The sequence below is a fragment of the Streptomyces sp. HM190 genome (genome assembly GCF_009857135.1).
Lineage (GTDB): Bacteria > Actinomycetota > Actinomycetes > Streptomycetales > Streptomycetaceae > Streptomyces > Streptomyces heilongjiangensis.
Window position 1 is genome coordinate 6,260,471 of the sequence record NZ_CP047318.1, and the last position, 23,189, is coordinate 6,283,659.

At 71.6% G+C, this 23,189-nt stretch carries 22 protein-coding genes; 17 read left to right on the forward strand and 5 right to left on the reverse strand.

Annotation, left to right across the window (positions count from 1 at the left end):
• Positions 1–8 precede the first annotated feature (8 nt).
• The 8 genes from lepB (at position 9) to GSY65_RS26935 (ending at position 6,893) form a co-directional block, all read left to right on the forward strand.
• Complete coding sequence (gene lepB / locus GSY65_RS26900; RefSeq protein ID WP_159773467.1) at positions 9–752, forward strand: signal peptidase I; 744 nt, start codon at positions 9–11, stop codon at positions 750–752.
• Between the two features lie 157 nt (positions 753–909).
• A complete protein-coding gene (locus GSY65_RS26905) occupies positions 910–1,395 on the forward strand; it encodes an NUDIX hydrolase (RefSeq protein WP_236580257.1) in 486 nt (161 codons plus the stop codon).
• 56 nt (positions 1,396–1,451) lie between these two features.
• The gene (locus GSY65_RS26910) at positions 1,452–1,760 is read left to right on the forward strand and encodes a DUF2469 domain-containing protein (RefSeq protein ID WP_005311352.1); all 309 of its coding nucleotides are present in this window, start codon (positions 1,452–1,454) and stop codon (positions 1,758–1,760) included.
• Positions 1,761–1,902: 142 nt separating this feature from the next.
• On the forward strand, positions 1,903–2,268 hold the full coding sequence (locus GSY65_RS26915; RefSeq protein WP_159773469.1) for a YraN family protein: 366 nt from the start codon (positions 1,903–1,905) through the stop codon (positions 2,266–2,268).
• A complete protein-coding gene (locus GSY65_RS26920) occupies positions 2,268–3,890 on the forward strand; it encodes a YifB family Mg chelatase-like AAA ATPase (RefSeq protein ID WP_159773471.1) in 1,623 nt (540 codons plus the stop codon). Before GSY65_RS26915 ends, GSY65_RS26920 begins: the two co-directional genes overlap by 1 nt.
• Before the next feature lie 34 nt (positions 3,891–3,924).
• On the forward strand, positions 3,925–5,085 hold the full coding sequence (gene dprA / locus GSY65_RS26925) for a DNA-processing protein DprA (protein WP_159773473.1): 1,161 nt from the start codon (positions 3,925–3,927) through the stop codon (positions 5,083–5,085).
• A gap of 272 nt (positions 5,086–5,357) precedes the next feature.
• Positions 5,358–6,194 (forward strand): RNA polymerase sigma factor WhiG, encoded by an 837-nt coding sequence (whiG, locus tag GSY65_RS26930; protein ID WP_159773475.1) that lies wholly within the window; start codon positions 5,358–5,360, stop codon positions 6,192–6,194.
• A gap of 141 nt (positions 6,195–6,335) precedes the next feature.
• A complete protein-coding gene (locus tag GSY65_RS26935) occupies positions 6,336–6,893 on the forward strand; it encodes a TetR/AcrR family transcriptional regulator (protein ID WP_159776431.1) in 558 nt (185 codons plus the stop codon).
• Positions 6,894–7,049: 156 nt separating this feature from the next.
• Here the strand turns inward: GSY65_RS26935 and GSY65_RS26940 are convergent, their stop codons facing one another.
• Positions 7,050–7,589, reverse strand: coding sequence for a M23 family metallopeptidase (locus GSY65_RS26940; RefSeq protein WP_159776432.1), 540 nt, complete (start codon positions 7,587–7,589; stop codon positions 7,050–7,052).
• A 561-nt stretch (positions 7,590–8,150) separates the two neighbouring features.
• Here GSY65_RS26940 and rpsB point away from each other — a divergent pair.
• The 9 genes from rpsB (at position 8,151) to GSY65_RS26985 (ending at position 18,754) form a co-directional block, all read left to right on the forward strand.
• Entirely contained in the window at positions 8,151–9,020 is an 870-nt protein-coding gene (gene rpsB, locus GSY65_RS26945) for a 30S ribosomal protein S2 (RefSeq protein WP_159773477.1), read from the forward strand.
• Positions 9,021–9,200: 180 nt separating this feature from the next.
• Positions 9,201–10,037 (forward strand): translation elongation factor Ts, encoded by an 837-nt coding sequence (gene tsf, locus GSY65_RS26950; protein ID WP_159773479.1) that lies wholly within the window; start codon positions 9,201–9,203, stop codon positions 10,035–10,037.
• A gap of 190 nt (positions 10,038–10,227) precedes the next feature.
• Positions 10,228–10,986, forward strand: coding sequence for a UMP kinase (gene pyrH, locus GSY65_RS26955; protein WP_159773481.1), 759 nt, complete (start codon positions 10,228–10,230; stop codon positions 10,984–10,986).
• A 155-nt stretch (positions 10,987–11,141) separates the two neighbouring features.
• Positions 11,142–11,699 (forward strand): ribosome recycling factor, encoded by a 558-nt coding sequence (gene frr, locus GSY65_RS26960; RefSeq protein ID WP_159773483.1) that lies wholly within the window; start codon positions 11,142–11,144, stop codon positions 11,697–11,699.
• A complete protein-coding gene (locus tag GSY65_RS26965) occupies positions 11,699–12,826 on the forward strand; it encodes a phosphatidate cytidylyltransferase (RefSeq protein ID WP_159773485.1) in 1,128 nt (375 codons plus the stop codon). Before frr ends, GSY65_RS26965 begins: the two co-directional genes overlap by 1 nt.
• A 566-nt stretch (positions 12,827–13,392) precedes the next feature.
• Positions 13,393–14,499, forward strand: a complete 1,107-nt coding sequence (gene rlmN / locus GSY65_RS26970; protein ID WP_159773487.1) for a 23S rRNA (adenine(2503)-C(2))-methyltransferase RlmN — start codon at positions 13,393–13,395, stop codon at positions 14,497–14,499.
• A 399-nt stretch (positions 14,500–14,898) separates the two neighbouring features.
• Positions 14,899–15,978 (forward strand): thiamine ABC transporter substrate-binding protein, encoded by a 1,080-nt coding sequence (locus GSY65_RS26975; protein ID WP_159773489.1) that lies wholly within the window; start codon positions 14,899–14,901, stop codon positions 15,976–15,978.
• Complete coding sequence (locus GSY65_RS26980; protein ID WP_443043254.1) at positions 15,954–17,696, forward strand: ABC transporter permease; 1,743 nt, start codon at positions 15,954–15,956, stop codon at positions 17,694–17,696. Before GSY65_RS26975 ends, GSY65_RS26980 begins: the two co-directional genes overlap by 25 nt.
• Complete coding sequence (locus tag GSY65_RS26985) at positions 17,696–18,754, forward strand: ABC transporter ATP-binding protein (protein WP_159773493.1); 1,059 nt, start codon at positions 17,696–17,698, stop codon at positions 18,752–18,754. The genes GSY65_RS26980 and GSY65_RS26985 overlap by 1 nt, the downstream gene beginning before the upstream one ends.
• A 157-nt stretch (positions 18,755–18,911) precedes the next feature.
• On the opposite strand, the gene GSY65_RS26990 is transcribed toward GSY65_RS26985, so the two are convergent.
• From GSY65_RS26990 to GSY65_RS27005, 4 genes are all read right to left on the reverse strand, one after another.
• Complete coding sequence (locus GSY65_RS26990; RefSeq protein WP_159773495.1) at positions 18,912–19,655, reverse strand: LAETG motif-containing sortase-dependent surface protein; 744 nt, start codon at positions 19,653–19,655, stop codon at positions 18,912–18,914.
• 193 nt (positions 19,656–19,848) lie between these two features.
• Complete coding sequence (locus GSY65_RS26995; RefSeq protein WP_159773497.1) at positions 19,849–20,973, reverse strand: LOG family protein; 1,125 nt, start codon at positions 20,971–20,973, stop codon at positions 19,849–19,851.
• 245 nt (positions 20,974–21,218) lie between these two features.
• Positions 21,219–21,626 (reverse strand): VOC family protein, encoded by a 408-nt coding sequence (locus GSY65_RS27000; RefSeq protein ID WP_159773499.1) that lies wholly within the window; start codon positions 21,624–21,626, stop codon positions 21,219–21,221.
• Positions 21,627–21,793: 167 nt separating this feature from the next.
• The gene (locus GSY65_RS27005) at positions 21,794–23,092 is read right to left on the reverse strand and encodes a hypothetical protein (RefSeq protein WP_159773501.1); all 1,299 of its coding nucleotides are present in this window, start codon (positions 23,090–23,092) and stop codon (positions 21,794–21,796) included.
• Positions 23,093–23,189: the final 97 nt, after the last annotated feature.

Genomic DNA, 23,189 nt, shown 5'->3' on the forward strand with positions numbered 1-23,189 from the left:
GCACTGGGATGAGCGGGACGACAGGCCGTACGGACGAGGGCCGCGGACGGCTCGGCAGCAAGCTGTCGGGGCTGGCCGTGGCCCTCGGCTGTGTGCTCTTCCTCGGCGGCTTCCTGTGGGGCGCCGTCGTCTACCAGCCCTACACGGTGCCGACCGACTCCATGTCCCCCACCATCACCTCCGGCGACCGCATCCTGGCCCAGCGGGTCGACGGCGCCGACATCCAGCGCGGTGACGTCGTGGTCTTCCGGGAGGAGGCCTGGGGCAACTCGCCCATGGTCAAGCGGGTCGTCGCGGTCGGCGGGGACACGGTCGCCTGCTGCACCGACGGCAAGCTGACCGTCAACGGCAAGAAGATCGACGAGGCGTATCTGCCGAAGGGCCAGGACGCCGAGCTGACCGGCATCCCCGAGATCACCGTCCCCAAGGGCCGCCTCTTCCTCCTCGGCGACGAACGCAGCGGCTCCCTGGACTCCACCGCCCACCTCACCGAGGCCGGCCAGGGCACGGTGCCGCGGGGCAACGTCGACGCGCGGGTGGACGCCGTCGTCTGGCCCATGGACGGCATGCTGGCCCGCCCCACCGGCTTCGAGAAACTGGGGGCGCTGTCCTCTCCCGGCCCGCTGCGACTGATCACCGCCGCGCTGGTCACGGGCATGCTGCTCGTCCTGCTCGGCGCGGCCTACGGCCCCGTGGCCAAGCGGCTCGGCGGCCGCGACCGCACGCCGACGGAGCCCGCCCGTGTCGGCTGAGCGGTCGCGTGAGCCGTTGGGAGAGCCCTCGCGCGGTGAGCCGCCGCAGCCGTCGCCCGCGCAGCCGTCGGTGTCGCCGTCCGGGGCGCCCTACGACGCCTACGGCGGTGACGACCGGGATGCCGGGAGCGCGGCCGAGGACACCTACGAGGGCGGGCTGCGCACGGTGGCCCGGGTGATCCTGCTCGATCCGCTGGACCGGATCCTCCTGCTGCACGGGCATGAACCGGACGATCCGTCGGACGACTGGTGGTTCACCCCCGGCGGCGGAGTCGAGGGCACGGAGACCCTGGAGGAGGCCGCGCTGCGCGAGCTCGCCGAGGAGACCGGGATCACGGACGCCGAGCTGGGCCGGGTCCTCTGGCGGCGCAGGTGCTCCTTCCCGTTCGCCGGGCGCCGCTGGGACCAGGACGAGTGGTACTTCCTGGCCCGTACGGCCGTCGCGCACCAGCCGCTGCCCGGCGCGGCGGGCCTGACCGAGCTGGAACGGCGCAGTGTCGCGGGAGCACGCTGGTGGACGTGCGGGGAACTCACCCGCACGCATGAGACTGTGTACCCGACCAGACTCGCCGAGCTGCTGCGCACGCTGCTCGACGAGGGTCCCCCGTCCCAGCCCGTGGTCCTCGAGACCGAAATTGTCTAGAGGCGTGCGGGCCTGGCGCACAATGGTGGGATCGCACGGCTGAAGGGGAACATGCCATGAGCGCCGAGGACCTCGAGAAGTACGAGACCGAGATGGAGCTGAAGCTCTACCGGGAGTACCGCGATGTCGTCGGTCTGTTCAAATACGTGATCGAGACCGAGCGGCGCTTCTACCTCACCAATGACTACGAGATGCAGGTGCACTCGGTGCAGGGCGAGGTGTTCTTCGAGGTGTCCATGGCCGATGCCTGGGTGTGGGACATGTACCGCCCGGCCCGGTTCGTGAAGCAGGTGCGAGTCCTCACGTTCAAGGACGTGAACATCGAGGAGCTCAACAAGAGCGATCTGGAGCTGCCCGGCAGCTGAGGCCGGGGCGGGGTGGGGCCAGCCGGCGAGTGGTGTCGTCCTTCGTGTGGCTGACGAAGTTGTCCACAATCATCGGCTTTTCCACCAAGATCCCATAGCGGACGGGAATGCCCTCAGTGTTGGCGCCGGAGGTGGTGCCGACATGGGCAACGCACGAGGAGCACTCGGCAGGTACGGCGAGGAACTGGCCGCGCGGCGGCTGGCCGAGGCCGGTATGACGGTCCTGGAGCGCAACTGGCGCGACGGCAGGACCGGCGAGATCGACATCGTGGCCAGGGACGGCGACGCACTGGTCGTCTGCGAGGTCAAGACCCGAAGGGCCGGTCCCTTCGAGCACCCGATGGCGGCCGTCACGGCCACCAAGGCGCAACGCCTGCGCGGCCTCGCCGAACGCTGGCTCCAGGAACACGGCGGAGCTCCACCGGGCGGTGTCCGCATCGACGTCGTGGGAGTCCTCCTGCCCCACCGCGGCGCACCCGTCGTGGAACACGCGAGGGGGGTGGCCTGATGGGGTTCGCCCGCACCTGCTCGGTGGCCCTCGTGGGCGTGGAGGGCGTCGTCGTCGAGGTCCAGGCGGACCTCGAACCGGGCGTGGCCGCGTTCACGCTGGTGGGCCTGCCGGACAAGAGCCTGACGGAGAGCAAGGACCGGGTCAGGGCGGCGGTGGTGAACTCCGGCGCCGAGTGGCCCCAGAAGAAGCTGACGGTGGGCCTCAGCCCCGCGTCGGTGCCCAAGGCGGGCAGCGGCTTCGACATGGCGGTTGCCTGTGCCGTCCTCGGTGCCTCCGAGCGGATCGATCCGCGCGTGCTCTCCGACATCGTGATGATCGGGGAGCTGGGACTCGACGGGAGGGTCCGCCCGGTGCGGGGCATCCTGCCCGCCGTGCTGGCTGCCGCCGGGGCCGGATACGAACAAGTGGTCGTGCCGGAGTGCTCCGCCGCGGAGGCGTCCCTGGTGCCCGGGGTTTCCGTACTGGGCGTTCGCACCCTGCGTCAGCTGATCGCCGTCCTCGCCGACGAGCCCGTGCCGGACGAGGAGCCCGACGAGGGGCGCCCGGACCCCCTGCTGGCGGGGCTGCGCATGCCGGGTACGGGTGCCGCCACCGGTATGCACACCACGGGCGCCACCCAGCAGGACCACGGGCACGACCTGGCCGACGTCGTCGGACAGGTCGCGGCGCGAACCGCGGTCGAGGTGGCGGCAGCGGGGGGACACCACCTCTTCCTGGAAGGCCCACCGGGCGCGGGGAAGACGATGCTCGCGGAGCGGCTTCCGGCCATCCTGCCGGAACTCGGTCGGGAAGAGTCCTTGGAGGTCACGGCCGTCCACTCGATCGCCGGTCTGCTGCCGGCGGGGAAGCCGCTGGTCGACACGGCGCCCTACTGCGCGCCGCACCACTCCGCGACGATGCAGGCGCTCGTTGGAGGAGGCCAGGGCGTCGCACGGCCCGGCGCGGTGTCCTTGGCCCATCGCGGGGTGCTCTTCCTCGACGAGACCCCCGAGTTCAGCAGTCAGGTGCTGGACGCCCTGCGCCAGCCGCTGGAGGCGGGGCACGTCGTGATCGCGCGCAGCGCCGGGGTCGTACGGTTCCCGGCCAAGTTCCTCATGGTGCTCGCCGCCAATCCATGCCCGTGCGGGCGTTTCTCCCGGACCGACGACCTGTGTGAATGTCCGCCCGCCTCGATCCGCCGCTATCAGGCGCGGCTGTCCGGACCGCTGCTGGACCGGGTCGATCTGCGTGTCGAGGTCGATCGGGTCACCCGGTCCGAGCTCACCCGGCGAGGCGCCCGCGGCGAGTCCACGGCGACGGTGGCGGACCGGGTGCGCGCCGCGCGGGAACGAGCCGCCCTTCGGCTGGCCGGCACGCCGTGGCGTACGAACAGCGAGATCCCCGGGCGTGAGCTGCGCAGCAGGTGGCATGCGGCGCCGGGCGCCATGGACGAGGCCGAGCGGAGCCTGGAGAGGGGCATCCTCACCGCCCGTGGACTGGACCGGGTTCTGCGGGTCGCCTGGACGATCTCGGATCTCATGGGCCACGAGCGTCCCGATGTGGCGGACGTCAACCTGGCTCTGCAACTGCGCACCGGCGTTCCGCGTGGGGTGCCCATGGCGATCGGAGCCCTGGCATGAGGCCGGAGCACCGCGACGCGTGGGTGAGCGGGTCATGAGCAGGGGCGGTGCCTCGGACGCCGAGCGGGTCCACCGGGCCTTCCTCGCCCGTGTCATCGAACCCGGGGACGAGCTCGCCGGGCGGTGGCTGCGGCAACTGGGAGCCGAGGAGACGACGCGCCGGCTCTCCGAGGGGCGCGGGCCGCTGCCGGGGGCCTCGGAGAAGCGGTGGGCGGGGCTGCGGTCCCGCGCCGCGCGCGCCGACCCGGAGGAGGACCTCGCCCGGGCCCGAGCGGCCGGCGTCAGGTTTCTGGTGCCCGGGGACATCGAGTGGCCAGGCCAGCTGGACGATCTGGGGGATGCGAGGCCGGTCGGACTCTGGGTGCGGGGCACAGCCAACGCCCGGATGTGGGCCCTGCGGTCCGTGGCCGTCGTCGGGGCGAGGGCCTGCACCGAGTACGGGGCGCACATGGCGGCCGAGCTGGGGGCCGGCCTGGCCGAGCGCGGCTGGGTCGTGGTGTCCGGTGGAGCCTACGGCGTCGACGGCGCCGCTCACCGGGGCGTGCTCGGGGCCGGCGGGGCCACGGTCGCCGTGCTGGCCTGCGGGGTGGACCGGCCCTATCCACGAGGCCATGCCCAGTTGATCAACAGGATCGCCGAACAGGGTCTCGTGGTGGGCGAGTTGCCACCGGGGGAGCACCCCACCCAGAGCCGGTTCATCCTGCGGAACAGGGTCATCGCCGCGCTCACCCGGGGCACCGTGGTCGTCGAGGCGGCCCACCGCAGCGGCGCCCTCGTCACCGCGCGGGCCGCGGGGCGGCTGGGCCGCTTCACGATGGGCGTGCCCGGACCGGCGACCTCGGCCCTGTCGGCGGGCGTCCACGAACTGCTGCGGGGTGACGCGGTGCTCGTGTCGGACGCCGCGGAGGTCGTCGAGCTGGTCGGTGACATGGGCGAGCTGGCGCCCGCCAGACGGGGCCCGGTCCTCCCACGTGACCTGCTCGAACCCGGCGCTCGACAGGTGCTCGCCGCGCTGCCGGGACGGGGTGCCGCGGATGTCGACGCGGTGGCCAGGGAGGCCGGGACGACCTTGGACGACGCGGTCGGGAGACTGTACGAACTCCGCGCACTTGGTTACGTCGAACGACACGGCGACAGCTGGAAGTTGACACGCCAGGCGATGATCTCCGTTTCTTCGGACCGGAGGCCAAGCTGACCGTGCGTGTTCGGCCGTCCGGGGGAACGTCGACAGCCTTGCCGTTTCCGGTAGTTGGGCCGGGAGCCTCCTTCGCGCGGTGTGATCGGCGCGACCTCGGGTGCCTCCCAGCGGAACGTATCTGCGCGCGGGCGATCCCTCGGCCTTCGCGCACTGCGACTCTCCAGTCACGCTACGCTCACGAGGATTCCGACTCAGACAGGCATCTCGACATCAGACCGACAGCTCACCCAGGCATCCCCAGTTCACTGCAGAACGGCACAAGGCGACGAATGCCCCAGCACACCTCCGGGTCTGACCGGGCGGCGGTACCGTCCGCCGCTCGCGGCACCGTGCGCCCGCCCGCCCCCTCGACGCTCGACGAGCTGTGGCGGACGTACAAGACGACGAACGACGAACGACTGCGCGAGCAGCTGATCCTCCACTACTCACCCCTGGTGAAGTACGTCGCGGGCCGGGTGAGTGTCGGCCTGCCGGCCAACGTCGAGCAGGCGGACTTCGTCTCCTCCGGGGTCTTCGGACTCATCGACGCGATCGAGAAGTTCGACATCGATCGGGAGATCAAGTTCGAGACGTACGCGATCACCCGGATCCGGGGCGCGATGATCGACGAACTGCGCGCGCTGGACTGGATCCCGCGCTCCGTGCGGCAGAAGGCCCGCAACGTGGAGCGGGCCTACACCACCCTGGAGTCCCGCCTCAGACGCACCCCGTCCGAGACGGAGGTCGCCGCCGAGATGGGTATCGCGGTCGATGAACTCCACTCTGTCTTCAGTCAGTTGTCGCTGGCCAACGTGGTGGCGCTGGAGGAGCTGCTGCACGTCGGGGGCGAGGGCGGCGACCGGCTGAGCCTGATGGACACGCTGGAGGACACCGCCGCGGACAACCCGGTCGAGGTGGCGGAGGACCGCGAGCTGCGGAGGTTCCTGGCGCGGGCCATCAACACGCTGCCCGAGCGGGAGAAGACCGTCGTCACGCTGTACTACTACGAAGGGCTCACCCTCGCCGAGATCGGCAACGTGCTCGGTGTGACCGAGAGCCGGGTGAGCCAGATCCACACGAAGTCGGTGCTGCAGCTGCGGGCCAAGCTGGCGAGTTTCGGCCGTTGAGCCACCGGGGGTGCCGGGGGAGCGTGACAGCGGGGGAGGGCTCGTGGAGGGCTGGAGGGGCGGCCGGTCGGGGGAAGGCACTCCCGTGGGTGGCGGTCCGTCCGTACAGTGGTTTACGTGCCAAGGATTCGAGCGGCCTCCGTGGCCGAGCACCGGTCGATGCAGCGAGCCGCCCTGCTGGACGCGGCGCGGTCCCTGCTGTCCGAAGGCGGCACCGAGGCGTTGACGTTCCCGGCGCTCGCCGAGAGCACAGGGCTGGCGCGGTCGTCCGTCTACGAGTACTTCCGGTCGCGGGCGGCCGTGGTCGAGGAGCTGTGCGAAGTCGACTTTCCTCTCTGGTCCGCGGAGGTCGAGGCGGCGATGGCGGCCGTCGACCGGCCCGAGGAGAAGGTCGAGGCGTACGTCCGCAAGCAGCTGGAGCTGGTCGGGGACCGGCGCCACCGGGCCGTGGTGGCGATCTCCGCGAGCGAGCTGGACGCGGGCGCCCGCGAGAAGATCCGCGCCGCGCACGGCGGGCTGATCGCGATGATCGTCGAGGCGCTGGCGGCGTTGGGGCAGTCGGAGCCCAGGCTGGCCGCGATGCTGCTCCAGGGTGTCGTGGACGCGGCGGTGCGGCGGATCGAGCTGGGGGCGGCGGAGGAGCCGGCCACCATCACCGACGCGGCCGTCGCGATGGCCCTGCGGGGCGTCCGGGGCTGACCCCGCCGACCTCTTCCCCGTTTTGCCTGACCGCGCCGACCCTCTTGCGCGCGGATTGCCCGACCGCGCCGACCCTCTGCGCGCGGCTTGCCCGACCGCACCGACCCTCTTCCGTGCGGGTGCCGCCCGGCGTTGCGGGGCCCGCCCTCCCCGGCCCTACGCCGGTACCGGGAGCAGGCGGGACGGGCCCCTGCGGAGCAGCCGGGGTGGGAGCAGGGACAAGGGGTTCAGGTAGGTGTCGGCTCTGCGCAGGCCCCAGTGGAGGCAGGCCGCGGGGCAGTGGGAGGGGGAGGCTTCCAGGATGCCCACGACGTCTCCCGGGGCCACCTCGTCGCCCTTTCGCACGGAAGCCCGCACCGGCTGGTAGGTCGTCCGGAGCGGCGGATCGCCCGTGTTCTCCAGCTCGACCGAGACGACTCCTCGGCCTGCCACCCGGCCCGCGAAGGACACCACGCCCGGGGCGACGGCCCGTACCGGGGAGCCGGCGGGGGCCGCCAGGTCGACGCCTCGGTGGCCGCGGGCGTAGGTGGTCGGCGGAGGCACCCACGCCCGCACCACCAGGGGGCGCAGCCCCACGGGCCATGCCCGGCCGATCGCCGGGACCGTGTCCGTCCCGCTCGCCCCACCGGACGGGGCCGGGTCACCGGGAGCGGCGTGCGGTGCCGTCGTCCACGCCATGGTCATGAGCAGTGCCATCAGCAGGGCCGGCAGCCCCGCCGACACCGCCGACCGGCTCGACCCCTGAGGCCGCACCCACCCACACCACCCCGGACGGCCAGGCCCCGGGAGCCGCTCCAGCCATCCCGGCGGCGCGAGCCCTCCACTCCACCCGTGCCACACACGCCACCCCGGCCCTTCCAGCGACACACCCCAGCCCGGCCCCGCAAGCCGTCGCGGTGGTCCCGGCCGCCTCAGCCGCTTGCGCCACCCCTCCCGGCGCGGACATTCCGGGCGGGTTTCTCGGTCGATTCGTTCGTCGGACATGCCCGAAGCCTCGCCCGAGTGCAGCGATCATGGCCGGGAACTGTGGAGTACCGGCCGGTTGTGGACATCGGCGTCACCCGGCGCCTCGCGGGTCCCGTACACTTCTGAAGGCGATCCGGGTCACCGGGTCGACTTCGCACGCCCCGGTACGTGGCCCTCAGCGGTCCGTATCAGCGCCCCTCGGTCCTCAGCGGCAACGGCGCATCGCGGGCGTCAGGCGCGAACGCCGTCCGGTGTTCGCGGCACAACCGAGAAAAACCAAGGAGAACGGCCATGGCCGTCGTCACGATGCGGGAGCTGCTGGAGAGCGGCGTCCACTTCGGTCACCAGACCCGTCGCTGGAACCCGAAGATGAAGCGCTTCATCTTCACCGAGCGCAACGGCATCTACATCATCGACCTGCTCCAGTCGCTGTCGTACATCGACCGCGCCTACGAGTTCGTCAAGGAGACCGTCGCCCACGGCGGCACGGTCATGTTCGTCGGCACGAAGAAGCAGGCGCAGGAGGCCATCGCCGAGCAGGCCACCCGCGTCGGCATGCCCTACGTCAACCAGCGCTGGCTGGGCGGCATGCTCACCAACTTCTCGACCGTCTACAAGCGTCTGCAGCGCCTCAAGGAGCTCGAGCAGATCGACTTCGAGGACGTCGCGTCGTCGGGTCTGACCAAGAAGGAGCTCCTGGTCCTCTCGCGTGAGAAGGCCAAGCTGGAGAAGACCCTCGGCGGTATCCGCGAGATGCAGAAGGTGCCCAGCGCCGTCTGGATCGTGGACACCAAGAAGGAGCACATCGCGGTCGGCGAGGCCCGGAAGCTCAACATCCCGGTCGTCGCCATCCTCGACACCAACTGCGACCCCGACGAGGTCGACTACAAGATCCCGGGCAACGACGACGCGATCCGCTCCGTCACCCTGCTCACCCGTGTGATCGCCGACGCCGTCGCCGAGGGCCTCATCGCCCGTTCCGGCGTCGCCACCGGCGACAAGGGCGAGAAGGCCGCGGGCGAGCCGCTGGCCGAGTGGGAGCGCGACCTGCTCGAGGGCGAGAAGAAGGCGGAGGAGGCCCCGGCCGCCGCCGAGGCTCCGGCCGAGGCCCCCGCCGAGGCTGCTGCCGAGACCCCGGCCCCCGAGGCCGAGCAGGCCTGACCCCGTCAGCGTCCGTCGTGTTGACGGCGGGAGCGGTGACATGAACTCCGCTCCCGCCGTTCACCCGTAGGTCAGCGCCGAGTCGGGGACCTGCATCCGGATGGGTACCGACATCCCGATGCGGATCACGGACCGCGCGGATCTCCGATCTCCCAGACTTCGAGAAAGACTCACAGACTCATGGCGAACTACACCGCCGCCGACGTCAAGAAGCTCCGCGAGCTCACCGGCGCCGGCATGATGGACTGCAAGAAGGCGCTGGACGAGGCCGAGGGCAACGTCGACAAGGCCGTCGAGGCGCTCCGCATCAAGGGCCAGAAGGGCGTCGCCAAGCGCGAGGGCCGCTCCGCCGAGAACGGCGCCGTGGTCTCCCTCATCGCCGACGACAACACCTCCGGTGTCCTGGTCGAGCTGAAGTGCGAGACGGACTTCGTCGCCAAGGGTGACAAGTTCCAGGCCGTGGCGAACGCGATCGCCGCGCACGTCGCCGCGACCTCCCCCGCCGACATCGAGGCGCTCCTCGCTTCCGAGATCGAGGCCGGCAAGACCGTCCAGGCGTACGTGGACGAGGCCAACGCCAACCTCGGCGAGAAGATCGTCCTGGACCGCTTCGCGCAGTTCGCCGACGGTTTCGTCTACGCCTACATGCACCGCACCATGCCCGACCTGCCCCCGCAGATCGGTGTCCTGGTCGAGCTGGACAAGGCCGACGCCGACCTGGCCAAGGGTGTCGCCCAGCACATCGCCGCCTTCGCGCCGAAGTACCTCTCCAAGGAGGACGTGCCGGCCGAGGTCGTCGAGTCCGAGCGCCGCGTCGCCGAGGAGACCACCCGCGCCGAGGGCAAGCCCGAGGCCGCCCTGCCGAAGATCGTCGAGGGTCGCCTCAACGGCTTCTTCAAGGACGCCACGCTGCTCGGCCAGCCGTACGCGCTCGACAACAAGAAGTCCGTCCAGAAGGTTCTGGACGAGGCCGGTGTCACCCTGAAGCGCTTCACGCGCATCAAGGTCGGCATCTGAGTCCGTACCGCGACGGACGTCCGGTCCCGATAGGGTCGGAAGCAGTCGTTCGCGTACGCCGTCGCACGCGCGCGTGTGACGGACGACAGCAGATCTGACGAGGAGGCCATTGCCGCGCATGGGATGCGAACACCACCCCACCGGCAATGGCCTTCTTCGTATGTGCGACACGTAAAGAGGCGAGATCTCCATGACCACCAAGCCCGAGAAGAGCGACGACGGCAAAGTACACGGCCGGTTTCTGCTGAAGCTGTCCGGAGAGGCGTTCTCCGGGGGCGGTGGCCTCGGCGTCGACCCGGACGTGGTGCACGCCATCGCCCGGGAGATCGCGGCGGTCGTCCGTGACGGCGCGGAGATCGCGGTCGTCATCGGCGGCGGCAACTTCTTCCGCGGCGCCGAACTCCAGCAGCGCGGCATGGACCGCGCCCGCTCCGACTACATGGGCATGCTCGGCACGGTCATGAACTGCCTCGCCCTCCAGGACTTCCTGGAGAAGGAAGGGATCGACAGCCGGGTCCAGACCGCCATCACCATGGGCCAGGTCGCCGAGCCGTACATCCCGCTGCGCGCCGTGCGCCACCTGGAGAAGGGCCGCGTGGTCATCTTCGGCGCCGGTATGGGCATGCCGTACTTCTCCACGGACACCACCGCCGCCCAGCGCGCCCTGGAGATCGACGCCCAGGCACTGCTGATGGGCAAGAACGGCGTGGACGGGGTCTACGACTCCGACCCCAAGGCCAACCCGGACGCGGTCAAGTTCGACTCCCTCGGCTACGGCGAGGTCATCACCCGCGAACTCAAGGTCGCGGACGCCACCGCCATCACGCTCTGCCGAGACAACAAGCTCCCGATCCTCGTGTTCGAGCTTCTCAAGGAGGGCAATATCGCGCGGGCCGTCAAGGGTGAGAAGATCGGCACTCTCGTCGGTGATCAGGGAAGCCGGGCCTGACCGGGTCCTTCCCCTGCCCGGGGGACGGAGCCTGACCGGGGGATGGACAATGTCCTGCCGGTCGGGAACCGTGCAGGAGCAAGACGCGACGCAGCCGGCCGCCGACGTGACCAAGTACAGCAGCCGGGCCTACTCAAGACACGCAGGAGCAAGTGGTGATCGAAGAGACCCTCCTCGAGGCCGAGGAGAAGATGGAGAAGGCCGTCGTGGTCGCCAAGGACGACTTCGCCGCGATCCGCACCGGTCGTGCGCACCCGGCGATGTTCAACAAGATCGTGGCCGACTACTACGGCGCGCTGACGCCGATCAACCAGCTGGCTTCGTTCTCCGTGCCGGAGCCGCGCATGGCCGTGGTGACCCCGTTCGACAAGAGCGCGCTGCGCAACATCGAGCAGGCGATCCGCGACTCGGACCTGGGCGTCAACCCCAGCAACGACGGCAACATCATCCGTGTGGTGTTCCCCGAGCTCACCGAGGAGCGCCGCCGCGAGTTCATCAAGGTCGCCAAGACCAAGGGTGAGGACGCCAAGGTCTCCATCCGTTCCGTGCGTCGCAAGGCCAAGGACGCCATCGACAAGCTCGTCAAGGACGGCGAGGTCGGCGAGGACGAGGGCCGCCGTGCGGAGAAGGAGCTCGACGACACCACCGCGAAGTACGTCGCCCAGGTGGACGAGCTGCTCAAGCACAAGGAAGCCGAGCTCCTCGAGGTCTGATGAACGACTCTTCCTGGGGGGCGCCGCCACAAGCCGGGTACTGGGCGCCGACCGACCGGGGACCTGTCCACGGGCACGCCCCGCCGGGTCCCCCGTACGATGCGACTGGGGCCCATCATCCGATGCAGACTCAGCCCATGCCCATCGTGCCCGACGTACCCGCGCATGGCGGAGACCAGGACGACGACCGGGGGGCCGGTCGGCAGGCCGGTCCCCTGTTCCGTGACGAGACGCCGCAGGCGCACCCCCACGGGGAGGCGCCGCAGAAGCCGGAGCCCATGCCCGACGCCCCTCGGACCGCCCCGCAGAAGAAGAGCGCGGGCCGCGACCTGAGCGCCGCCATAGGGGTCGGCGTCGGGCTCGGCGTGGTCATCGTCGCGTCGCTGTTCATCGTCAAGGCCGTCTTCGTCGGCGTCATAGCGGTCGCCGTCGTCGTCGGCCTGTGGGAGCTCACCTCGCGCCTGCAGGAACGCAGGGGCATCAGGGCGCCGCTCGTGCCGCTCGCGGTCGGCGGCGCCGCCATGGTGGTCGCCGGGTACGTGCGCGGGCCGGAGGGCGCGTGGGTGGCCACGGCGCTGACCGCGCTCGCCGTCCTCGTGTGGCGGATGACGGAACCGCCGGAGAACTACCTGAAGGACGTCACGGCGGGCGTCTTCGCCGCGTTCTACGTGCCGTTCCTCGCCACGTTCGTCGCGCTCATGCTCACCGCGGACGACGGACCGCTGCGGGTCCTCACGTTCCTGGTGCTGACCGTGGTCAGCGACACGGGCGCGTACGCCGTCGGCTGGCGCTTCGGCAAGCACAAGCTCGCCCCCCGCATCAGCCCCGGCAAGACCCGGGAGGGACTGCTCGGCGCGGTCGCCTTCGCCATGGTCGCGGGCGCGCTGCTCATGCAGTTCGTCATCGACGGCGGCGCGTGGTGGCAGGGCCTGCTCCTGGGCCTCGCGGTAGCCGCCAGCGCCACCCTCGGTGACCTCGGCGAGTCGATGATCAAGCGGGACCTGGGCATCAAGGACATGGGCACGCTGCTGCCCGGTCACGGCGGGATCATGGACCGGCTGGACTCGCTGCTGCCGACGGCCCCGGTGGTCTGGATGCTGCTGGTGCTGTTCGTGGGCTCCGGCTGACCGGAACACCCCACGGGTACGCGGTGTCGCGCGGGCCCCCGCCCTGGAGGACAGGGCGGGGGCCCGTCGCCGTGCGCCGTGGGGCAGCGGCGAGCCGAGGGCCCGTACGCCCGCGCCCGGTGGCGAGCGGGGTGATCACCCCGCTCGCCACCGGGCCGCCGCACCCCCGAGTCGCCTGATCAACGTGACAGTCGCCGTAGGGCGGTCCACTGCCGCGGTCCCGGCCCCGTCCCGAGCGGGGCCGCCGACGGCCGGCGCCCGCTCCGCTCCCGGCGCCGGCACCGCCCCCGTGCCCATGGCCCCGGCCAGCACGCCGGCCAGCGCCACCGTCCTCACGCGTCCAACGGATCCCACTCGCGCCCCCCGTTCCCGTGTGCGTCCTCCGGTATCACGCGCACCACAGGTGTTCGGTTCTCGGTGGGCGCACGTCCGTGCGATGGAGGTGTGGCCCGGGCGCCGGTGCGACGAGGGGAGTGGTGAGCCGGAGGCGGGCCGGGGGAGCGGGGCGCGGGGCCGGACCTTCGGCCGCCGGGGCAGCGGATTCGATCTGCGACACTGGGAGGGTTATGCCGAAGCCCGGAGAACTCACTTTCGTCGCCCCCCGCGGAGCCAAGAAGCCGCCGCGGCACCTTGCCGATCTCACGCCCGCCGAGCGCAAGGACGCGGTGGCGGCGATCGGGGAGAAGCCGTTTCGTGCCAAGCAGCTCTCGCAGCACTACTTCGCGCGGTACGCGCACGCCCCGGAGCAGTGGACCGACATCCCCGCGTCTGCGCGCACCAAGCTCCAGGAAGCGCTGCTTCCCGAGCTGATGACGGTCGTCCGGCATCTGTCGACGGACCAGGACACCACCCGCAAGACGCTGTGGCGGCTGTTCGACGGGACGCTCGTCGAGTCGGTGCTGATGCGGTACCCGGACCGGGTCACCATGTGCATCAGCTCGCAGGCCGGGTGCGGCATGAACTGCCCGTTCTGCGCCACCGGGCAGGCCGGGCTCGACCGGAACCTGTCCACCGCCGAGATCGTCCACCAGATCGTGGACGGGATGCGGGCCCTGCGCGACGGGGAGATCCCCGGCGGTCCCGCCCGGCTCTCCAACATCGTCTTCATGGGGATGGGCGAGCCGCTCGCCAACTACAACCGGGTCGTCGGCGCCATCCGCCGCCTCACCGACCCGGAGCCGGACGGGCTCGGGCTCTCGCAGCGCGGGATCACCGTGTCGACGGTCGGTCTGGTGCCCGCCATCCACCGGTTCGCCGACGAGGGCTTCAAGTGCCGGCTCGCCATCTCGCTGCACGCCCCCGACGACGAGCTGCGCGACACCCTCGTACCGGTCAACACCCGGTGGAAGGTGCGCGAGGTCCTCGACGCCGGATGGGAGTACACCGCGAAGTCCGGGCGGCGCCTGTCCATCGAGTACGCGCTGATCCGGGACATCAACGACCAGGCGTGGCGTGGTGACCGGCTGGGCCGGCTGCTCAAGGGCCGACCGGTGCACGTCAACCTCATCCCGCTGAACCCCACGCCCGGCTCCAAGTGGACCGCGTCGCGTCCCGAGGACGAGAAGGCGTTCGTGGAGGCCATCGCCGCCCACGGGGTGCCGGTGACCGTGCGGGACACCAGGGGCCAGGAGATCGACGGGGCCTGCGGGCAGCTCGCGGCCACCGAGCGGTAGCCGCCCGAACCGCCCACCGGCATACCCCGCTGTACGGCCCGTCGGGGTCGGGGCACGGCTCCGGGCGCGGGCGGCAGCCGTCCAGGTCACCGCTCCGGGCGCAGACGACAGCCGTCCGGGGCACGGCTCCGCTCGGCATGCGCCGACTCGCGGTCACCACCGAGGAGTCGGATTCCGGCCACGGGGTAGTGTGACCTTCGTACACATCTTCATATTCCGACAGGGGAGCGCCACAGCGCTGAGAGTGCGGCATCCAGGCCGCAGACCCTCTGAACCTCGCCCAGGTCATTCTGGGTAGGAAGTTCGGTCTTCACTCGAGCTGTTGCGCCCTGCCCGGGAACCCGCCGAGGGTCCCGGGCAGGGCCGCGTCTCTTCCTGGCCACCCCCAGGAGGACATCAGTGCACATCAGAACGTTCGTCGCCGCGGCCGTCGGCCTCGGCCTCGTCACGCTGTCCGCGTGCGGTTCGTCGTCGTCCGATGACACCGGGTCGGGCGGCTCCAGGACCGTCACCCTCGTCAGCCACGGCTCCTTCAGCTACTCCAAGGACGTGCTGAAGGCGTTCGAGAAGGAATCCGGCTACAACGTCAAGGTCCTCAAGAGCGGCGACGCCGGCCAGGCCGTCAACCAGGCGATCCTGACCAAGGACAACCCGCAGGGCGACGTCTTCTTCGGCGTCGACAACACCCTGCTGTCCCGCGCGCTCGACAACGGCCTCTTCCAGCCGTACGAGGCGAAGGGCCTCGACAAGGTCGGCGCCGCGTACCAGCTCGACAAGGAGAAGCACCGGGTCACGCCCATCGACTCCGGTGACATCTGCGTCAACTACGACAAGGCGTACTTCAGCGAGAAGAAGATCGAGCCGCCGCGGACCTTCGACGATCTGGTCAAGCCCGAGTACAAGGACCTCCTCGTCACCGAGAACGCCTCCACCTCCTCGCCCGGCCTCGGCTTCGTGCTCGGCACGGCCGCGAAGTACGGCGACGAGGGCTGGGAGGGCTACTGGAAGAAGCTCAAGGCCAACGGCGTCAAGGTCGTCGACGGCTGGGAGCAGGCCTACTACCAGGAGTTCTCCGGCTCCACCGACGGCAGGAAGGCCGGCGGCGACCGCCCGCTCGTCGTGTCCTACGCCTCCTCGCCGCCCGCCGAGGTCGTCTACGCCGAGCCGCGCCCGAAGACCGCGCCCACCGGCGTCGCCACCGGCACCTGCTTCCGGCAGATCGAGTTCGCCGGGCTGCTGAGCAACGCGCGCAACGCCGAGGGTGGCAAGGCCCTCATCGACTTCCTGATCTCCAAGAGGTTCCAGGAGGACATGCCGCTGAACATGTTCGTGTACCCGGTGGTCGACGGCGCGTCCGTCCCCGCCGAGTTCGCCGAATACGGACCGGCCGCGAAGGACCCGGAGACCATGGCGCCGGCGAAGATCGCCGAGAAGCGTGACGAGTGGGTCAAGTCATGGACCTCGCTCGTACTGAAGTAGCCGAGGAGCCCCCCGGGGCGGCGGGGGCCGAGCCCCGGCGGGGACCGCGCCGGGGCGGCGCGGCGCGGCTGGGGCTGATGGCCCTGCCCGTCGCGTTCTTCGGGGTGTTCTTCGCCTACCCGGTCGCCGCGATCGTCGTCCGGGGGCTCAGGACCGACGGGCGCGGCGCGGGCTGGCAGTTCGGGCGGATCGCCGAGGTGCTGGGGGACTCCGGGATCCGGCACGTGCTGTGGTTCACCACCTGGCAGGCGCTCGTCTCGACCGCGCTCACCCTGCTGATCGCCCTCCCCGGCGCATATGTGTTCGCACGCTTCGACTTCCGGGGCAAGGACGTCCTGCGGGCGGTCGTCACCGTGCCGTTCGTGCTGCCGACCGTGGTCGTCGGCACCGCCTTCCTGGCGCTGGTCGGGCGCGGCGGACTGCTCGACGAACTGTGGGGCGTACGGCTGGACACCACCGTGTGGGCGATCCTGCTCGCACACGTGTTCTTCAACTATGCGGTCGTCGTCCGGACCGTCGGCGGGCTGTGGGCACAGCTCGACCCGCGGCAGGAGGAGGCCGCGCGGATGCTCGGGGCGTCCCCGCTGGGCGCCTGGCGGAAGGTCACCCTGCCGGCGCTCGGTCCCGCCGTGGCCGCCGCCGCCCTGATGGTCTTCCTGTTCACCTTCACCTCGTTCGGGGTGGTGCAGATCCTCGGCGGGCCGACCTTCTCCACGCTCGAAGTGGAGATCTACCGGCAGACCTCGGAGATCTTCGACCTCGCGACGGCCGCCGTCCTGACGCTCGTGCAGTTCGTCGCGGTCGGGATGATCCTCGCCGTGCACGCCTGGACCGTGCGGCGGCGGGAGACCGCGCTGCGGCTGGTCGACGCCTCGCTCACGGCACGGCGACCGCGAGGCGCCGGGCAGTGGGCGCTGCTGGCCGGCGTCCTCGCCACGGTGCTCGCGCTGATCCTGCTGCCGCTGGGCGTCCTGGTCCAGCGGTCGTTCGACGCACCGGGACTCGGCTACTACGAGGCGCTCACCCGCGACGACAGCGGGATCTTCCTGGTGGCCCCGATCGAGGCGATCGGCAACTCACTCGCCTACGCCTGCGCCGCGACCGCCATCGCCGTCCTCGTGGGCGGGCTCGCGGCGGCCGCCCTCACCGTGCGCACCCGCCCCCGCGGCAACGGTGCGACCCCCGTCACGGACCGTCTCGTCCGGGGCTTCGACGCGCTGCTCATGCTGCCGCTCGGGGTCTCCGCCGTGACCGTCGGATTCGGTTTCCTGATCGCGCTCGACGAACCGCCGCTCGACCTGCGCAGTTCGTGGATCCTGGTGCCCCTCGCCCAGGCCCTGGTCGGCGTCCCCTTCGTCGTACGGACCATGCTGCCCGTGCTGCGGGCGGTGGACCAACGGCTGCGGGAGGCGGCGGCCGTCCTCGGGGCGTCGCCGTGGCGGGTCTGGCGCGAGGTCGACCTGCCGCTCGTCCGGCGGGCGCTGCTGGTCGCGGCCGGGTTCGCCTTCGCCGTCTCGCTCGGTGAGTTCGGGGCGACCGTGTTCATCGCGCGCGCCGACAACCCGACCCTGCCGGTGGCCGTGGCCCGGCTGCTCGGCAGGCCGGGCGACCTCAACTACGGGCAGGCCATGGCCCTTTCGACGATTCTGATGGTGGTGTGCGCGGTGGCCCTGCTGGTGCTGGAGCGCCTGCGCACCGATCGCACGGGGGAGCTGTGATGTTGCTGAGGATCGAGGGCGCGACCGTGCGCTTCGACGGGCGGCCCGTGCTCGACGACGTCCGACTGGGCGTCGCCGAGCACGAGATCGTATGCGTGCTGGGGCCGAGCGGCAGCGGGAAGTCGACCCTGCTGCGGGCGGTCGCCGGGCTCCAGCCCCTCGACGCCGGACGGGTGTCGCTCGACGGGCGCGACCAGTCGGGTGTCCCGGCGCACAGGCGCGGGGTCGGCCTGATGTTCCAGGACCACCAGCTGTTCCCCCAGCGGGACGTCGCGGGCAACGTCGCCTTCGGGCCCCGGATGCACGGCGCGGGTAAGGACGAACGCGCCGCCCGGGTGAGGGAGTTGCTGGAGCTGGTCGGGCTGCCCGGCGCCGCGCGCCGCCGGGTCGGGGAGCTGTCCGGCGGTGAGCAGCAGCGGGTCGCCCTGGCGCGGGCCCTCGCGCCACGCCCCCGGCTGCTCATGCTCGACGAACCCCTCGGCCAGCTGGACCGCTCACTGCGGGAACGACTCGTCGTCGAACTCCGGCAACTGTTCAACGAGTTGGGTACGACCGTGCTGGCGGTCACGCACGACCAGGGGGAGGCGTTCGCGCTGGCCGACCGGGTCGTGGTGATGCGCGACGGACGGATCGCCCAGTCCGGCACGCCCCTGGAGGTGTGGCAGCGTCCGGCGGACGAGTTCGTGGCCCGCTTCCTCGGCTTCGACAACGTGGTCGACGCGACGGTGACCGGCCAGGCCGCCGACACCCCCTGGGGCAAGGTCCCGGTCCCCGAGGGCTCGCCGCAGGGGCCGGGCGCGCTGCTGGTGCGGCCCGCCGGGGTACGACTGGTCGACGCCGCCGACGGGCTGCCCTGCACCGTGGCCGCGCGCACCTTCCGGGGTACCCATGTCGCCGTGCACCTCCAACCCGAGGGCGCGCCACGGCTGGAGGCGGCGTGCGCGCTGCGGGACGCCCCGGACCCCGGCGACCGGGTGGGCGTGGCCTTCGACGCCGCCGAGATCCTCGTGCTGGGGGGTGATCCGGCGGCACAGCGCCCAGCACCCCCACCACGATGACGCGTACCCGTGCTCCCCTGCCCCGTGTACCCGTGCCCGCCGGGCCCGTCACGACCGCCGGAGCACGGGCCGCACGGCCGTACGGCGACGGTCAGCGCAGGGTCGCACGGCCGTACGGCGACGGTCAGCGCAGGGTCGCACGGCCGTACGGCGACGGTCAGCGCAGGGAGGACCCGCGGCGCCGCATGCTGTAGAGCACCGCACTCACGCCGAGGGCGACCAGGACCGCCGCGACACCGGCTATGGGGCCGGTGGTGGAGTCGGCGCCGGTCTCCGCGAGGTGGGAGTCACCCTCGGGGGAGGGCAGGTTGTCGGTGCCGTTCGTACCTGCCGGTGTGTCGCTCTCCGAGGCGGACGACGCGGGGACCTTCCCTTCCTCGGCCGGTTCCTTCTCGGCGGGCTCCTGCTCGACCGACTTCCCCGACTTCCCCGACTTCCCCGGCTTCTCGGGCTTTCCTGGCTTCTCGGGCTTCCCGGAGGAGGCGGACGGGGTGTCGTCCGACTTCCCGCACGACGTGTCGGGCGCGACCAGGATCGGCAGGTCCTCGTCGACGTACTTGTCCGCCGTGATGTGGATGCGGTACTCGGCCTTCGGCTTCCAGTCCTCGTCGAAGGTGATGGTCACACCCTTGGCGGTGGAGCCCTCGATGACCTGGGTGCCGACCTTGCGCAGGTCGGCCCCGTTGAGCTCCAGGTAGACGGTGACCTCGGCCGGGACGCCCAGCGGGTCCACGTCGGTCACGCGGATGACGCCCTGGCCGCCGTCGCACTCCGCCACGGCGGAGAAGTCCTTGATGCTGCAGGCCATGGCATTGCCCGCGAGGCCGACCACGAGCGCGGCGGAGGCGGAGGCGACACCGAGACGACGCGCTGCTCGCGCGAATCGGGGAGATGTGGACACGTTTGCCCTTCACGGGAAGCACAGGGGGGTGGGGGTGACGGAGGCGCCGCCGGCGCGGCGGCTTCCCCATGTGCCTCACAGGTTTATAAGCGCGGCATAAGTACTGTCAATCCGAAGAAGTGTCCGAGCCGTTGGCTTTGCCCAGTGATGAACAGCCCACGCGTCCACTCCCGGTCGGCCGCGCCGTCCGGCCTCATCCGCGCAGTCGCTCCAGCGCCTCGGGGGCGTCCTCGATCCGGTCGACCAGCGCGATCCGGGACTCCATGGAGCGGTCACGGGCCAGGGAGCGGAGCAGGGGCCAGGTGGGCAGCCGCTCCGTCCAGTGGACGCGGTCGACCAGGACCATGGGGGTCGGTTCGCCGCGGGACTCGTAGTAGTTGGGGGTGGCGTTGTCGAAGATCTCCTGGACGGTGCCGGCGGCGCCGGGCAGGAAGACGACGCCGTGGTCGCAGCGGGCGAGGAGGCCGTCCTCGCGGGTGGCGTTGGCGAAGTACTTGGCTATGTGGGAGGCGAACGGGTTCGGCGGCTCGTGGCCGTAGAACCAGGTGGGGATGCCCACGGAGGTGCCGCCCTCGGGCCAGCGGGTGCGCACCTCGAAGGCGGCGCTCGCCCATGCGGTGATCGACGGCGTGAACGTCGGTGCCTTCGCCAGCAGTCGCAGCGCTTCGGTGAGCATCTCGCCGTCGTGCGGGGCGGCGTAGGCACCGAGGTTGGCGGCCTCCATCGCGCCCGGGCCGCCGCCGGTGGCGACCGTGAGTCCGGAGCGGGCGAGGCTACGGCCGAGGCGGGCCGCGTCGTCGTACGCCTCGGTGCCGCGGGCCATCGCGTGACCGCCCATCACCCCCACCACCCGTGCGCCCACGAGGAGTTCGTCGAGCGCGTCGGAGACGGAGTCGTCGTGGACGGCGCGCAGCGTGGAGGCGAAGATGTCCCGGTCGGCCCTGGTCCGCTGGAACCAGGCGTACGAGCGGGCGTCCGGCGTCGCCTCGTAACCGCCGTCCGCCAGGGACGCGAACAGTTCGTCGGGGGAGTAGAGCAGGCCCCGGTAGGGGTCGAACGGCAGATCCGGTACGGGCGGGAAGACCAGTGCGCCGTCGGCGCGGACCTTCGCCGCGGCGTTCTCGCGCATCGGGCAGCCGAGGAAGACGGCGCCCGCCGTGTCGGTGGCGAGCAGTTCGCGCGTACGGTCCGTCAGGTCGACGGCCTGGACGCGGTATCCGGCGAGGGTGCCACGCGCCGAGACGGTTGCGTCGAACTCCTCGATCGACTCGATCTCGCGGTCGTCGTGGTGGGCCGCATGGGCGGGCATCGTCTGCACCCGCCCATGCTAGTGCCGCGGCAGGCAACGTTCGCCCGTCGAGGAGCGGCGTCCTGCGCGTGCTCTCGGCGTGCCGGGCGCACGTCCTCGTACCTGGATGTACTCGGGCTTGTGCCCGGTGCGGCGAGAGTGCGTGCCGGGCGTCGCGACGGGGCAAACGTTGCCCGTCGCGGCACTGGGTGCGGCCGTACCGCCGGGACTCGGCCTTCGCACACCTCGGGGCTCAGTCCTGGACGACGTCGGGTTCAGCCCTGGATGACGTCGGGGTTCATCCACACGACCTCCCAGGTGTGGCCGTCGAGGTCGTCGAAGGCGCGGCCGTACATGAAGTCCATGTCCTGGACCTTCTCGGAGGCCGTGCCGCCGGCGGCGACCGCCTTCTCCACCAGTTCGTCCACCTTCTCGCGGCTCTCGGCGCTCAGACACAGCAGCACCTCGCTGGTCCGGGTCGCGTCCGCGATCTCCTTCTTGGTGAAGGTCGCGTAGAACGGCTTCGTGAGCAGCATCGCCACGATGGTGTCGCTGATCACGACGGAGGCGGCGTTCTCGTCGCTGAACTGCGGGTTGATCGAGTAACCCAGCTCCGTGAAGAACTTCTTGGAGGCGTCGAGGTCGTTCACGGGCAGGTTCACGAAGATCATCTGCTGGTACATGGGGGTCTCTCCCGTAGCGTCGGTCGGTCCGTCGTGGGTCGCGGTCCGTCGTGGTTCTCGGTCGGTTCGAGGGGGTAGACCGGGGCCGTCCGCGAAACTCATCGCCGGTCGCGGAGTTTCTTCGTACGGGTTCTCCGACCCCCTCGTGGCCGCGGACGGCCGCTGCTTCAGGAGGTCAGCGGGAGTGCCGCCAGCTCCGCGACCGTCCAGGTCAGCGGGCCGAAGACGGCGAGCAGGGCGCCCGCGCGGAGCAGGGCCGCCTGGCGGGGCAGGGCGGCGGGCGCCCCCATCCGCAGCAGCGCGGCCGTGGTGTCGGCGTGCGCCCGGCGGGCCTCGACGGCGGCCGTGGCGAGGGTGAGGACGGTGCAGCCGGCCACGACGAGCACGCCCAGCAGGGTCAGCGGACCGATCGTGGGACGCGCGCCGGAGGACAGCGTCGCCATGGCGTACGCCCCGGAGGCCACCGCGCACACCACCCCGAGTGGCCGCCCGATCCGCCGGGCCTCCGCCTGCAGCACCCGTCCCGACAGCAGTCTGAGCGCCCCCGGCCGTACGGACTGGAGCAGCCGCCCGGTGAGGTGGGTGAGCCCGGGGCCGGTGAGGGCCAGCCCCAGCGCGGTCAGCAGCCAGCCGCCGAGCACTCCGGCGGGGCTGTCGGCGAAGCCTCCGGGGAGGGCGAGGAGGGAGCCGGTGTCGGACTGCCCGGCGTAGGTCTCGACGGCGAGGCCGACGGCGAGCACGGCGACGCCCCAGGGGAGGCCGCCGGGCGCGGGGCGCGGGGCCTCAGGCTGGTCGGCCTGCGGCTGGTCGGGTCCGGCGGTCGCGGAGGTCCCCTCGTCGGGCTCCTGCTCCTCCTCGAACCTGGTCGCGCCCGCCGGTTCCCGCACCGGGCGGCCGATGTCGAAGGTGTCGTACGCCATGAAGCGCGTCCTGGGGCCCGCGGCCCTGGCCCGGGGGCCGCGGGGGCGCAGGACCAGGGCCGTCGTCACGGACGCCGCGACCGGTACCAGGGCGAGGAGGGTGAGGGCGGCCGGCAGCGGCAGGGGGCGGTCGGCGGCCAGGACGTCGGCGGCGGCACCGTCGAAGGGCATGCCGGTGAGGTCGCCGCGCAGGTGGAGGAAGACGAGCAGGGCGAGCAGGGAGCCCAGGGTGGTGGACAGGGCCGTCGTCATGGCGGAGACGGCCATGAGGCGGACCGGGCCGAGGCCGATGGCGGACAGGCCGGGGCGCGGCCGGGTGCCGGGGTCGGTGCGGGCGACCGTCACCGCGAAGTGGACCGTTGCGGCGGCGGGGGCCAGGCACCAGAGCAGCCGGAGGAGGGAGCCGGAGGAGGCGTGCGGGTGGGACAGGGCGTACCCGAGGGCGCACAGCAGCAGGAACCCCGTGCCGCCGGAGGCCGCGGCGACGAGCAGCCTGCGGAGTTGGACGACGGGGTGGGCGCGGCGGGCTAGACGGAGAGCGAGCACGCGGCCCGGCCTCCTCCCTCGGCGGCGGACGCGCGGCCCCCTTTGCCGGGGTCCCCGTCCCGTGCGGCGGCCGTCCGTCCGTCGCCCTCGGGGGCCG

What these genes read in the sequence shown, in the direction of transcription:
- GSY65_RS26920 (WP_159773471.1), top strand. Translation starts at nt 2,268, where the DNA reads ATGGGGTTCGCCCGCACCTGCTCGGTGGCCCTCGTGGGCGTGGAGGGC.
- GSY65_RS27000 (WP_159773499.1), bottom strand. Translation starts at nt 21,626, where the DNA reads ATGTACCAGCAGATGATCTTCGTGAACCTGCCCGTGAACGACCTCGAC.
- whiG (WP_159773475.1), top strand. Translation starts at nt 5,358, where the DNA reads ATGCCCCAGCACACCTCCGGGTCTGACCGGGCGGCGGTACCGTCCGCC.
- GSY65_RS26910 (WP_005311352.1), top strand. Translation starts at nt 1,452, where the DNA reads ATGAGCGCCGAGGACCTCGAGAAGTACGAGACCGAGATGGAGCTGAAG.
- GSY65_RS26980 (WP_443043254.1), top strand. Translation starts at nt 15,954, where the DNA reads ATGGACCTCGCTCGTACTGAAGTAGCCGAGGAGCCCCCCGGGGCGGCG.
- dprA (WP_159773473.1), top strand. Translation starts at nt 3,925, where the DNA reads ATGAGCAGGGGCGGTGCCTCGGACGCCGAGCGGGTCCACCGGGCCTTC.
- GSY65_RS26965 (WP_159773485.1), top strand. Translation starts at nt 11,699, where the DNA reads ATGAACGACTCTTCCTGGGGGGCGCCGCCACAAGCCGGGTACTGGGCG.
- pyrH (WP_159773481.1), top strand. Translation starts at nt 10,228, where the DNA reads ATGACCACCAAGCCCGAGAAGAGCGACGACGGCAAAGTACACGGCCGG.
- tsf (WP_159773479.1), top strand. Translation starts at nt 9,201, where the DNA reads ATGGCGAACTACACCGCCGCCGACGTCAAGAAGCTCCGCGAGCTCACC.
- rpsB (WP_159773477.1), top strand. Translation starts at nt 8,151, where the DNA reads ATGGCCGTCGTCACGATGCGGGAGCTGCTGGAGAGCGGCGTCCACTTC.
- rlmN (WP_159773487.1), top strand. Translation starts at nt 13,393, where the DNA reads ATGCCGAAGCCCGGAGAACTCACTTTCGTCGCCCCCCGCGGAGCCAAG.
- GSY65_RS26940 (WP_159776432.1), bottom strand. Translation starts at nt 7,589, where the DNA reads ATGGCACTGCTCATGACCATGGCGTGGACGACGGCACCGCACGCCGCT.
- GSY65_RS26985 (WP_159773493.1), top strand. Translation starts at nt 17,696, where the DNA reads ATGTTGCTGAGGATCGAGGGCGCGACCGTGCGCTTCGACGGGCGGCCC.
- lepB (WP_159773467.1), top strand. Translation starts at nt 9, where the DNA reads ATGAGCGGGACGACAGGCCGTACGGACGAGGGCCGCGGACGGCTCGGC.
- GSY65_RS26915 (WP_159773469.1), top strand. Translation starts at nt 1,903, where the DNA reads ATGGGCAACGCACGAGGAGCACTCGGCAGGTACGGCGAGGAACTGGCC.